Raw genomic sequence first — 11,742 nt, forward strand, 5'->3', positions numbered from 1 at the left:
GATCACCGATAGGCCAGTGTGCGGGCCCTCCCTTCTGATTTGGCGTGGTAGAGCGCCTGGTCGGCCTGTTCGGTCAGGCTCTGCCATGCCTCGTCCTGGGAGGGGACCAGATAGCTAAAGCCTATGCTAACCGTAATGAAATCAGCAACTCGGGATGCAGGATGTGGCAGGTGCAGACGGGCTAGCCCCTCGTGAATCCGCTCCGCCAGCTGCTCCGCTTCACCGGGTTGCGGAGCGCAGAGCAGGATGACGAACTCCTCTCCGCCATAGCGAGCCACCAGATTGGTGCGACGGCGCTCCGCCTCCTGTAGCACCCGGGCCACCTGCTGGAGGCACTCATCCCCCTTGGTGTGACCAAAGTGATCGTTGTAACCCTTGAACTCGTCCACATCGATCATCAGCACAGCCAGCAGGCTTTGGGTGCGTCGCGCCCACTCCCACTCCCGTTGCATGGTGATATCCCACTGGCGCCGGTTGGCAATGCCGGTGAGGGGATCTTCGAGGGAGAGCAGGGAGAGGCGCCGGTTGGCCTCCTCCAGCGCACGGTTGGTCTCGGCCAGCTGCATGGTGCGTTCGGCGACCCGCTCCTCCAGCTCGCGATTGAGCCGCTCCAGCTCTTCCTGGGTGCGCTGTCGGATCAACAGTTGTGACAGGATGGCGGCGTACTGTTTGAAGATCTCGCTCTGATAGGCTTTGAGCGGGCGGTGCCACAGCAGGTTGTCGGCGGCAATCCAGCCGATGGGGATGGCACCATCCCAGAGCGATACCATGGCATTCCAGCCCTGTCCCACCTGCTGTTTTTCGTAGTAGAGAGGGGTATCTTCCAGCACCAGCACGTAATCCTTGCGCTTGAGCGCCTCCTGCACCGTGGGGTGATCCGGGATGGGGCTGACAAAGTTGTGCTCGTCTACCAGCTCTCCCTCCTCACTGGTGCCCCAGGTACCGCGCATGGTCTTGCCGTCTGGCTCAATGAGAAAGATGGCGACCCGGTCAAATTGCAGCTCCTTGCGTGCCAGCAGCACGGCATCACGCAGTAACTGGTTCTCGCTGCGGCTGCGGGAGAGGGTGACGCTGACCATGTGCAACGCCTGCAGCATGGTGAGGAAGGAGCCCTGCAGCGCCTGGCTCTGCACCAGATCGGTCTGGGTATGCAGCCGCTGGTCCCGCTCCTGATCAACCTGGTCTGCAAGCAGATGGTTGCTCAGCTCGGCGGTCAGGTAGTGGATCAGCAGCTGGATCCCCTGACGCTGATGGCGTGAGAGGCGATCGATCCGGCGGTGGGTTTCGAGATAGATGACCCCTTCCAGCTTCAAGTGACGTTTGAGGGGGAAGCAGGCGCGCAGGCGGGGAGGCTGAGGCTCCGATTCATCCCGCTCGTCCGGAGGCTGGTGGACCGGCTCGATCATCAGCTGACCCTGATGAATCGCCTTGTCGATCAAGGTGTGGGGCAGGGGCAACGCATCCAGATGGGCGAGATCGAGCGTCGTCAGCCCCTGCTCCAGCTGGAAGCGATAGAGTTTCGGTTCGGGGGATTTCAGCCAGAGATAGAGGTAGTCGGCATCTGTTTTGTCACGAATGGTAGCGAGGCTGACTTCGCATAACTGGGCAAAGTTGGTGAAGTGTTCCGGATCCCATTCCTGCATGCCAATATCCCTTTGGGTCTAACCCCGCGAGTATATATAGAGTCTGTTTAATTTATTGATTGAAATGTCAAAATGGAGATCCAGAGCCCAGATTTTGGCTCCTTTTATGGTGCGTGGTGACGGGCTTTGCGTGGAGCTATTAACTGTTACGGGTAACAGCAATCAGTGGCCGGCTGGCAGGGAGATTTGGAGTGCTATGAGCTATGAAAAGAAGAGCCCGCACAGTGGCGGGCTCTGGAGAGGGGGATTTATTCCGCCTTGCCGGCTTCATCGGCCGGTGCCGCGGCGTTATCCGCACTGCTCTCGGCGACCGGCGCTTCCGGTGCCGGACCCGGTACCAGATCTACCGCCGGTTTGGCGATGAGGGAGCGGGTCTCTTCCACCGCTTCGGTCAGCTTCACCTCGATGATCTGGCCGAGCTCGTAGACCACCTCGGTCTTGTCCAGATAGACGCGGCCGTTGTCCCAGTTGCACTCCAGGCGATCCTTGTTGTCGAGGATATGACGGGCAGGCATGAAAACCACGGCGCCGTTCTCCTGCAGACGCAGCTTGAGACCGGCACGCATCACGTCGATGATCTCGGCATTGAATACCTGATCGGTGCCTGCGGCGGCTTTCAGGTAACGGACATAGAGCCAGTCACCGATGTCACGCTCCACCATGCGGTGCAGACGGCGGCAGGCGGTCAGATGCTCGGTGAGCTCCTGACTCGGGCGTTCGCCCGGGGTTTTGCCGGCGATGACCGCTTTGAGCAGACGATGGTTGACCATGTCGCCGTATTTACGGATCGGGGAGGTCCAGGTGGCGTAGGCATCCAGACCCAGGCCGTAGTGGGCGCCCGGTTCGGAGGACATCAGTGCATAGCTCTGGAAACGGCGGATCTTGCCATCCAGCCAGCGGGTATCGAGGTTGTCGATCCAGCGGCGCAGGGCACAGAAGCCGGAGAGGCTGGCGATCTCGTCGCGCTCGAACGGGGCTTCGGCACTCTTCAGCAGGTCGATGGCGCCGTCGAGGGACTCTTCGTCAAAGCCGGTGTGAACGTTGAAGATGCCGTAACCGACGCTCTTGCCCAGCACGCGACCGGCGCAGATGTTGGCGGCGATCATCGACTCTTCCACCATGCGGTTGGCGATGCGGCGCGGCTCGACGTGGATGGCCAGCACTTCGCCATTCTCGCCCAGCTCGAAGTCGTAGTCGGGACGGTCCGGGAACACCAGCGCATGCTCGGTACGCCACGCGATGCGCGCCTCGGTCATCGCCTTCATCAGCGGCAGCTGGGCCAGTACGCCAGCGTCGATGGTCAGTTCTTTGCCATGCTCGGCCCAGTCGGAGACGTCGTCATAGTTGAGACGAGCGTGGGAGCAGATGCGGGCAGCGAAGAACTCGGTCTCTTCCATCAGCAGGCCATCTTCGGCGATGTGCAGACGGGCGCACAGGGTGTTGCGCTCCTCGCCCTCTTTCAGGGAGCAGAGCTCATCGGAGAGGGTGCGCGGGATCATCGGCACGTTGCGGCCCGGCATGTAGACGGTAAAGGCGCGCTGGGCGGCCTCTTTGTCCAGCTCGCTGCCTTCGGCCACATAGGCGGTCGGATCGGCGATAGCGACCAGCAGCTCCCAGCCGTTGTCCAGTTTGCGGATGGCCAGGGCGTCATCCATATCCTTGGTCTTGGCGCCGTCGATGGTGAAGAAGGGGACATCGGTCAGATCGGTGCGGGGCAGCTCTTCTTCCTCGATTACCTTCCACTCCGGCAGATCCGCCGGTTCGATCTGGGCCAGATTGTGGCGCGCGAGCACCACCCACCAGGGCACGTTGTGATCTTCCTGACTGGCGATCTTCTGGATGATCTCGGCAGAGAAGTTGCCGTCACTCAGGGCGTGGCGCTTGAGGGTCGCAATCACCCAGTCCCCTTCCTTGAACTCTTTCTCATCCAGACCCTTCTTGGCGCGGGCCTTGATGGCATCCTTGATCAGCGGGTGATCGGCCACCACGTTGAGGCGGTCACGGAACATCTTGACCCGGGCCACAAAGCGGGTGACGGACTGCTCCAGCAGCTCATCCGGCTCGGCCACTTCCTTCTCTTTTTCGGTGCGGATCAGGGCGCTCACCCGGTCACCGTGCATCACCTTTTTCATGTAGGGAGGCGGCACGAAATAGCTGGTCTTCTCATCGACCTCCAGAAAGCCGAAGCCCCGATCGGAGGCGCGGATAACACCCTCTTTCTTCGGGATGTTTTCGCGGATTTGTTGCTTGAGCTGGGCCAGCAGCGGATTGTCTTGGAACATAAGTGAGGAACCTGAAGTGAAAACCTGGGTGGAGACCTGATGAAGGATCGCCCAGCACTATACGTTTTTAGCCCTGCAAAGCCAAGGTGAATGGCCTGCTCAGCGTGGTTTCAACTGCGATCTGGCATGGTCGATAAGGCGTTGGGAGAGCTGCTTGTGTACCCCCTTTTCCAGTACCCAGCGGTGCCAGTAGAGGCGTTCCGTCAGGACGTGGTCGGGACTGAGGTTGAGTAGTGATCCGCCAGCCAGCTGGCCTCTTATCTGCAATTCGGGAATGAGACAATAGGCCAGACCTTGTTCGGCCATGGCGACGAAGGCCTCCGACGAGTGAACCGTATGGCAGGGATAACCGCCGGGCTCCAGCCCGAAGTGTTGCGCCATGAAGCTGACATGCATGTCGTCGCGTTGATCGAAGGCCACTGCCGGAGCCTTGGCCAGCGCCTTCCTAGTCAGGCCGTGGGGGAAGTGTCGCGCCACGAACGCGGGGCTGGCGGTAAGCAGGTAGTTCATTTCGCCCAGCTCATCGACGCAGCAACCGGCCAGTGGCTGGGGGCTCAGGCTGACGGCGCCGAAAGCCTGCCCTTCGCGCACCTTGTCGAGGGTGCGGCTCTCGTCATCCACCAACAGATTGAGTTCGATGGGATGCTGCTCCAGCAAGGGGGCGATAGCGGGCAGAAACCAGGTTGCCAGGCTGTCGGCATTGACGGCGATGCTGATCCGGATGGGGGCTGTTGGCGTGGCGGGGGCCAGTTCGCCTGCCAGCTCAAGTTCGAGCTGGTGCACCTGACGATAGTGAGCCAGCAGCTTTTCCCCCAGCGGGGTTGCCTGCAACGGCTGACTGCGAATGATCAGTGGTTCGGCAAATTGCTGCTCCAGCTGCTTGATCCGTTGGGAGATGGCCGATTGGGTGATGTGCAGCGACCTGGCTGCCCGCTCGAAATTCTGCTCCTGCAGCACGGCATCCAGTGCTCGCAGCAGTTTGTAATCCAGCTCTTTCATCTCTCATCCTCCCCTCGGCGCAGAGCCCAACTCTACGTGACTGCGCCGGGGACAACAACGGCGAGAGGGGGGGGGCCATTCTGGCGGAGCTGTGATATCTGACAGTGGTAGAGGAGCCTTTTGGGGCAGATACTGGGTTCGTCGCGCTGGCCGCCCGGCGCGGAGTCATGGCGAGCCATTTGTCCCGGGGCGGGCTCCCGGGATTTTTTATACCTGGGCAGCCAATTGTTCCACCTTGTGCTCGACGCTCTGGTATTGACCCAGCAGGGTTTGCGAGACGACTCGGCCAAAGTGTTCATTGAGGTGAAAACGCAGGCCAACGCCTCTGACGGCCCCGAGATCCACGGATTGGCGGTGGCCCAGACGTTCCATCGGGATGCCCATTCTGCGGTAGATACGCTCTGCTGGCAGACTGGCGACGCCAACAACCTCCTTGATGCCGTTGGCTTTGGCAAAATCATAAACTTCGCGAAGGATAACGAACGTGAGTTCGCTGACGCCATTTTCCATGCGAGGTGCACGGCTGGCATCTATGGCCAGACGAGTCAGCTCCCAGGTGTCGGGCGTGCAGGGAGGGCATTCGCCAGCCAGCGCAGTTGGAAAAATGGTGGACAACATGTAGGTGCCGGAGCAGTCGAGCATGCGGATGCAGCCGCATATCCCTTCGCTGTCTTCGATCAGTACCCAGTGGGTGTCCGGGGAGTCGAAACTATCGCGCTCAAGACCGCGGTGTGATTCAACATCCCAACCAAGACGACCAGAAAAGATGCGATTTCGAAAGCGATAGAGCTCGTTCTCTATCTCATTTCGCGGGTGATCTCTCAATTTTCCTGTGAAAACCAACATTGTGGCCCCTCTCTCTTTCTATTCGCCGTTATAATCACATGCTCTGCCAAGGGGGCTAGCACATGCAACGAGAGCAACTGTTTGAATATCTGGAACATTTCACTTCGGTGACAGATGGGGATTGTCTGGCTAGATTAATTGGTCAGTTCTCACTTGATATGGGGTATGACTACTATGGTTTTACCCTGATCATTCCCATGTCGATGCAGCGCCCCAAAGTTGTGCTGTTCAATCAGTGCCCTGCTCCCTGGGTACAGACCTATACCGACAACAACATGCTGGCTTGCGACCCCGTTATTCAGCTGGCGCGCAAACAGACACTCCCTATCTACTGGAACCGGCTCGACGAGCGGGCCCGTTTTCTGCAGGAAGGGAGTATGGACATGATGGGTCTGGCAGCCGAATTTGGTCTGCGCAATGGCCTCTCCTTCCCACTACATGGCGCTGGCGGAGAGAACGGTATTCTCTCCTTCATTACTTCCGAGCGGGCATCAAGCGACTTGCTGCTGGAGTCCTCGCCAATCCTTTCCTGGATGTCCAACTACATCTTTGAAGCTGCGATTCGGGTCGTTCGTCACAACATGCAGGAGGCGCCAGCCCCTGAGGTATTGACCGAACGCGAAACCGAGTGCCTTTTCTGGGCTAGTGAAGGGAAAACCTCGTGCGAAATTGCCTGCATTCTCGGCATCACCGAGCGCACGGTGAATTACCATCTCAATCAGGTCACTCGTAAAACCGGCTCCATGAATCGCTATCAGGCGATTGCCAAGGGCGTCAGCAGCGGTATCCTGTTGCCCAATCTGGAGCAGGTCGTCGTGACCCATTACCCGGTATCGCTGCAGTAGTGTGGTTCCTGGCGGGAGCGATGAATTCTCCTGCCGCTATTCAGGGGGGACAATTGTCAGATCCGGTAATTGACAAGAGGGCGGCAACCGCATTCAGAGGGGCATGGCTGAGTCCGTTGCTATTAGCAAATCGAATCAAACAGTAAATCAATGAATTTCTCTGGATAGAAGCTCATCGCTATAGTGCCGTTTATTCCCAATTTCAGACGGTGCTTTTCATGTTCGCCACTACTCTGCAAGGCTTTACCCTTGGCCTTGCCATGATCATTCCCATCGGTGCCCAGAACGCCTTTGTGCTTAGCCGCGGGATCCATCGCAATCACCATCTGCTGACCGCAACGCTCTGCAGCTTCTGCGATCTCATCCTGATCGGGATCGGCGTATTTGGTGGTGCTACTGTCCTATCTGCAAGCCCCATCGGGATGGCGCTGCTGACCTGGGGCGGCGTGCTTTTTCTCTCCTGGTTCGGTGTGCGCTCCCTGTGCAGTGCATGGCGTGGTTCTCAGGCCGGGCTTGCCGACTCGCCCCAGCAAATGGGGGCCAAAAGTGTGTTGGCGATGACGTTGGGCGTCACCCTGCTCAATCCCCATGTCTATCTCGATACGCTGATGTTGCTCGGCTCCGTGGGCAGTCAGGTGGCAGAGTCCTTGCGCCCGGCATTTGCCGCAGGTGCCATGCTGGCCTCGCTGGTATGGTTTTACTCGCTGGCATTGGGGGCCGCAGCTCTGGCCCCTTGGCTGGCAAAGGGGAGGGTGCAGCAGGGGATCGATCTGCTGGTCGGCATCATCATGCTGATCCTGGCGCTGCAACTGGCCAGAGGGAGTTAACTCATCCAGATAAAAAGATGCCACTCGCAGGGAGTGGCATCTTGGTTGTTAAGAGGGATCAGACCCGGAACTGCGAAAGCAGCCGCTGTTGCAGCAGGCTGGCCTGATGCAGTGACGAGGCGAGTTGCAGACACTCCTGCGCCTCCTGTTCACCGGTTTTGGCCTGCAGACTGATTCCCGAGACTTTGTCGGAGGAGTTGCTGAGGGTGTGTGACAGCTGCCCGGTTGCGACGGCCACCTGTTGCACCATATCAGCCAGCTGATCGATGGCATCTTGTACCTTGAACAGGATCTGCTTGGTGTTCTCGGAGTCTTGCATACCCGCTTCCACCGTCTTGAGGTTACGTTGCATCATCAGGTAGGCGGTCTCGGTTTGCTGCTGGATGCTGCTAATCACCTGGCTAATCTCGGCACTGGAAGCCGCTGTGCGGTTGGCAAGAGTGCGCACTTCGTCAGCCACAACCGCAAAGCCCCGCCCCATTTCCCCTGCTCGGGCCGCCTCAATCGCGGCATTGAGTGCCAACAGATTGGTTTGCTCCGAGATACCGCTGATGGTGGAGATGATCTGGCCGATCTGGCCCGCCTGCTCCTTGAGGGAGTTGATGGCGATGGCGCACTCGCTTACCTCCTGTACTACGCGTTGCATGCCCGCGCTGGCAGAGGCGACATACTGGCTGCTCTCGGTGGTTAGCTGGCGCACTTCATTGGCATTGTGAGCGGCCATGCTGCAGTTGTCCGAGATTCCGGTGGCAACCTGTACCATCTCCTCACTGTCATGATGCAGAGCCAGCGCATGTTCGGCTGTCTGGCGGCTGCTCTGGCTGATGGCCTCCACCCGATTGACCGAGGTATGGACATGCTCGCTGATGTGCTGGTTGTTGTGCATCGTCGAGCTGATCATCTTCTGCAGCTTCTCGATAAAGCGATCCACGCTATTGGCGAGCGACCCGATCTCATCATCCCGCTTCAGGTTGATACGCACGTTGAGATCGCCATCGCCCGCGGCTATATCCTGCATCCGTTTATTTACCTGCAACAGCGGAGTGACCAGTTTGCGGGTCAACCAGAAGCCACACAGGGTGACGATGACGAGGCTGAATACAAGGCCAGCCAGGATCAGACTGTTGGTCTGACCGATGATGCCATTGAGCTGGATAATCTGATCTTCCACGGTGGCATCGCCTTTTGCCTCGACATCGACCAGCTGCTGCTGCAGCCGATCTGCGCTCTGTTCATAGGTTGCCTGTTGTGTCTGATAACTGGCGAGAGCCGTTAGCCAGTTGCCCAGCAACTGTTTGTGGCGGGCCTGCAGCTCGCGGTATTGGCTCGACAGCGTATGACCGCCGAATTCTCCGCTGCCCTGTACATCGAACAGCCCCGTGGCCAGCATCCGGCTGGCGGCACTCTCATAAAATGTGATTGCCTCTTCCAGCTCCTTTTTGATGGCATCCGAGATTCCGAGTCTACGCATCTTTTCCATGGCGTAGAGTTGACGCAAGAAGCCGATATTGGACTCCATACCGCCATCGGCAGCCTCCCATCGCGTTTCCAGACCGCCGTTCCAGCTAATGGGTTGGTCAGGCGATTGCGTCAGGCCTTCCACGGCCTCATCACCGATGACCTCCATCTGTTCCGAGAGGCGGGCCAGTCGATCGGCATTATCGCGCAAGGATTGATCCACATCGGTATAGCTGCGATAGAGCGCCAGCAAGGCATCTTGCTGCTGTCGATAGTCCTGCTGCTGCTGCTCCATGGTCTTGACTGCGGAGGGTTCGATGAGTTGCCCGTTGGCCACCCGTTTCAGAGCGTCATCGGTTGCCGCCTTGGCTGAATTCAGCTTGCCATTATCGAGCGGGATCCCGTTGAGCATCTTTTGGATTTGCAGTTGCTGGTGGCCCAGTTCGATGGAGCCTTCCATGGCGCCATCTGCCGTTTGCCAGGCTGCCCCCAATACATAGGAGAGCAGATTGGCCAGTCGCTGGCTGCCGTACCAGCCGACGATCCCCATGCCCAGCGTGCAGCCAAGCAATATGGTGAGGCCCAGATTTGAGGTCGTAACAATCTTCATGTGATGGCCTTCCTTGGTGTGTTGCACTATCGGGTGCCGAATAAGTCTAATCAGACAACGCCATGTTTGCCAAAGATGCGGAGTCGGCTACCGGTTATCCCGTGCCTGAAAAAGCACAGGATCAAGCATGGTGGATCTTGCATAAAATGCTTCTCCGATGAGCCGCCACCGATAGGGCCATGCTGGATACTTATCCAGTTATTCTTTATGCTATGAGCCAATTTGCGAATTGCTGTATTGGTGAGGAGAGAGCCGTGATTGGTCGCTTGAGAGGCATTGTCATTGAAAAGCAGCCCCCCGAGGTTTTGCTGGAAGTGGGCGGGGTCGGCTACGAGGTGCATATGCCGATGAGCTGTTTCTATGATTTGCCGGAAATTGGCAAGGAGGCGACCATCCACACCCATTTTGTGGTGCGTGAGGATGCCCAGCTGCTCTATGGCTTCAACCACAAACAGGAGCGGGCCCTGTTCCGCGAGCTGATCAAGACCAACGGGGTCGGCCCCAAGCTGGCGCTGGCGATTCTTTCCGGCATGACTGCCAGCCAGTTCGTCATCTCTGTCGAGCGTGAAGAGATAAGCTCACTGGTCAAGCTGCCAGGGGTGGGCAAGAAGACGGCCGAACGGCTGGTGGTGGAGATGAAGGATCGCCTCAAGGGATGGGTCAGTCATGATCTCTTCTCCCCGGCAGCGGTCACCTTGCCATCTCGCGAGCCGGAACTGCGGGCTCCGGATGCAGCGGAAGAGGCGGCCAGCGCACTGGTGGCGCTCGGTTACAAGCCACAACAGGCGAGCCAGATCGTCAGCAAGGTCGCCAAAGATGGTATGTCAGTGGAAGATATCATCCGCGAATCCCTGCGTAGTCTGGTGTGAGGTAGCTGATGATTGAAGCAGATCGTCTCATTTCGTCCAGTGCCGCCCGCGAGGACGACATTATCGACCGTGCCATCCGTCCCAAAAAACTGGCGGACTATACCGGTCAGGATGCTGTTTGCGAGCAGATGGAGATCTTTATCGAGGCGGCGCGGCAGCGGGGGGAGGCTCTCGATCACCTGCTGATCTTCGGCCCGCCGGGTCTGGGCAAGACCACCCTCGCCAACATCGTCGCCAATGAGATGGGGGTCAACATCAAGACCACCTCTGGCCCCGTATTGGAGAAAGCGGGGGATCTGGCAGCATTGCTCACCAACCTCGAACCGCACGATGTGCTCTTTATCGACGAGATCCACCGCCTCAGCCCGGTGGTGGAAGAGGTGCTCTATCCGGCGATGGAGGATTACCAGCTCGATATCATGATCGGGGAGGGGCCGGCGGCCCGCTCCATCAAGCTCGATCTGCCACCTTTTACCCTGATCGGGGCGACTACCCGGGCTGGCTCTCTCACCAGTCCGCTGCGGGATCGCTTCGGCATCGTTCAGCGCCTTGAGTTTTACAACGTCAAGGATCTCACCGATATCGTTTCCCGCAGTGCTCGCTGTCTGGGGTTAGATATGACAGAAGACGGTGCCATTGAGGTCGCTCGCCGCTCTCGCGGCACGCCGCGGATTGCTAACCGCTTGTTAAGACGGGTGCGCGACTTTGCCCAGGTCAAATCCGATGGCCGGATCGATGGCCCCATCGCTGCACGGGCGATGGACATGCTGGACGTCGATAACGAGGGGTTTGATTTTATGGACCGCAAGTTATTGTTGGCTGTCATAGACAAGTTTATGGGGGGCCCGGTGGGTCTCGATAACCTGGCGGCGGCTATTGGTGAAGAGAAAGATACGATTGAGGATGTACTGGAGCCCTATCTGATCCAGCAGGGCTATCTGCAACGTACCCCAAGAGGGCGGATAGCGACTACGCGGGCATATGCTCATTTTGGCCTTCAGCGGCCTGATGAGAAGTAAGAAAACAGCTGTTTGAGCAAAAAACCGCCACATGAGGCGGTTTTTTGTTATCCGGGCAAAAAAAAGCCCACGGCGGATGCGGTGGGCAAAGACAATTCAGGATGGATGTTCACAGACAGTGAGTGCGTCTGGACACAGACCGGAAAATAAACAGGTGAGCCGTCGCGAGCTCTCAGAGTCGGTTCAGTTGATAGAGCTGAACAAAGGAAAGCTTGTAGTAACGGATGGTTTTAGCAACAAACTTTTTCATCTTCGATTCCAATAGTCAGGTTCAAAATGATGGTCGAATACGTACCGTGAACCCCGATTAACCGGCCTGTATCCAAGGGTATGCCCTCACTGCG

The 11,742-nt window shown here is 58.3% G+C and carries 9 protein-coding genes; 4 read left to right on the plus strand and 5 right to left on the minus strand.

Annotated elements, in window-relative coordinates; genetic code table 11:
- Window positions 1-2: 2 nt before the first annotated feature.
- From LG31_RS0114240 to LG31_RS20525, 4 genes are all read right to left on the minus strand, one after another.
- The gene (locus LG31_RS0114240; RefSeq protein WP_033115121.1) at window positions 3-1,643 is read right to left on the minus strand and encodes a sensor domain-containing diguanylate cyclase; all 1,641 of its coding nucleotides are present in this window, start codon (window positions 1,641-1,643) and stop codon (window positions 3-5) included.
- A gap of 248 nt (window positions 1,644-1,891) precedes the next feature.
- On the minus strand, window positions 1,892-3,925 hold the full coding sequence (locus tag LG31_RS0114245) for an exoribonuclease II (RefSeq protein WP_033115122.1): 2,034 nt from the start codon (window positions 3,923-3,925) through the stop codon (window positions 1,892-1,894).
- Between the two features lie 99 nt (window positions 3,926-4,024).
- On the minus strand, window positions 4,025-4,924 hold the full coding sequence (locus LG31_RS0114250) for a LysR family transcriptional regulator ArgP (RefSeq protein WP_033115123.1): 900 nt from the start codon (window positions 4,922-4,924) through the stop codon (window positions 4,025-4,027).
- Between the two features lie 207 nt (window positions 4,925-5,131).
- The gene (locus LG31_RS20525) at window positions 5,132-5,770 is read right to left on the minus strand and encodes an acyl-homoserine-lactone synthase (RefSeq protein WP_084059636.1); all 639 of its coding nucleotides are present in this window, start codon (window positions 5,768-5,770) and stop codon (window positions 5,132-5,134) included.
- 62 nt (window positions 5,771-5,832) lie between these two features.
- On the opposite strand from LG31_RS20525, the gene LG31_RS0114260 reads away from it, so the two are divergent.
- Both LG31_RS0114260 and lysE read left to right on the plus strand, forming a co-directional pair.
- Complete coding sequence (locus LG31_RS0114260; protein ID WP_033115125.1) at window positions 5,833-6,615, plus strand: LuxR family transcriptional regulator; 783 nt, start codon at window positions 5,833-5,835, stop codon at window positions 6,613-6,615.
- A 218-nt stretch (window positions 6,616-6,833) separates the two neighbouring features.
- Entirely contained in the window at window positions 6,834-7,442 is a 609-nt protein-coding gene (gene lysE / locus LG31_RS0114265) for an L-lysine exporter (protein WP_033115126.1), read from the plus strand.
- Window positions 7,443-7,500: 58 nt separating this feature from the next.
- Here lysE and LG31_RS0114270 read toward each other — a convergent pair whose 3' ends face one another.
- A complete protein-coding gene (locus LG31_RS0114270; RefSeq protein WP_033115127.1) occupies window positions 7,501-9,510 on the minus strand; it encodes a methyl-accepting chemotaxis protein in 2,010 nt (669 codons plus the stop codon).
- A gap of 254 nt (window positions 9,511-9,764) precedes the next feature.
- Here LG31_RS0114270 and ruvA point away from each other — a divergent pair, with 254 nt between their 5' ends.
- Both ruvA and ruvB read left to right on the plus strand, forming a co-directional pair.
- Window positions 9,765-10,379: a Holliday junction branch migration protein RuvA gene (gene ruvA / locus LG31_RS0114275; RefSeq protein ID WP_033115128.1), complete on the plus strand. Its 615-nt coding sequence runs from the start codon at window positions 9,765-9,767 to the stop codon at window positions 10,377-10,379.
- Window positions 10,380-10,387: 8 nt separating this feature from the next.
- Window positions 10,388-11,398 (plus strand): Holliday junction branch migration DNA helicase RuvB, encoded by a 1,011-nt coding sequence (gene ruvB / locus LG31_RS0114280; RefSeq protein ID WP_033115129.1) that lies wholly within the window; start codon window positions 10,388-10,390, stop codon window positions 11,396-11,398.
- Window positions 11,399-11,742: the final 344 nt, after the last annotated feature.

Origin of the sequence: Aeromonas lacus (genome assembly GCF_000764665.1) — a bacterium.
GTDB classification, from domain to species: domain Bacteria; phylum Pseudomonadota; class Gammaproteobacteria; order Enterobacterales; family Aeromonadaceae; genus Aeromonas; species Aeromonas lacus.

Coding starts and splice junctions, on each gene's coding strand:
- LG31_RS0114240 (WP_033115121.1), bottom strand. CDS start 1,643: ATGCAGGAATGGGATCCGGAACACTTCACCAACTTTGCCCAGTTATGC.
- LG31_RS0114245 (WP_033115122.1), bottom strand. CDS start 3,925: ATGTTCCAAGACAATCCGCTGCTGGCCCAGCTCAAGCAACAAATCCGC.
- LG31_RS0114250 (WP_033115123.1), bottom strand. CDS start 4,924: ATGAAAGAGCTGGATTACAAACTGCTGCGAGCACTGGATGCCGTGCTG.
- LG31_RS20525 (WP_084059636.1), bottom strand. CDS start 5,770: ATGTTGGTTTTCACAGGAAAATTGAGAGATCACCCGCGAAATGAGATA.
- LG31_RS0114260 (WP_033115125.1), top strand. CDS start 5,833: ATGCAACGAGAGCAACTGTTTGAATATCTGGAACATTTCACTTCGGTG.
- lysE (WP_033115126.1), top strand. CDS start 6,834: ATGTTCGCCACTACTCTGCAAGGCTTTACCCTTGGCCTTGCCATGATC.
- LG31_RS0114270 (WP_033115127.1), bottom strand. CDS start 9,510: ATGAAGATTGTTACGACCTCAAATCTGGGCCTCACCATATTGCTTGGC.
- ruvB (WP_033115129.1), top strand. CDS start 10,388: ATGATTGAAGCAGATCGTCTCATTTCGTCCAGTGCCGCCCGCGAGGAC.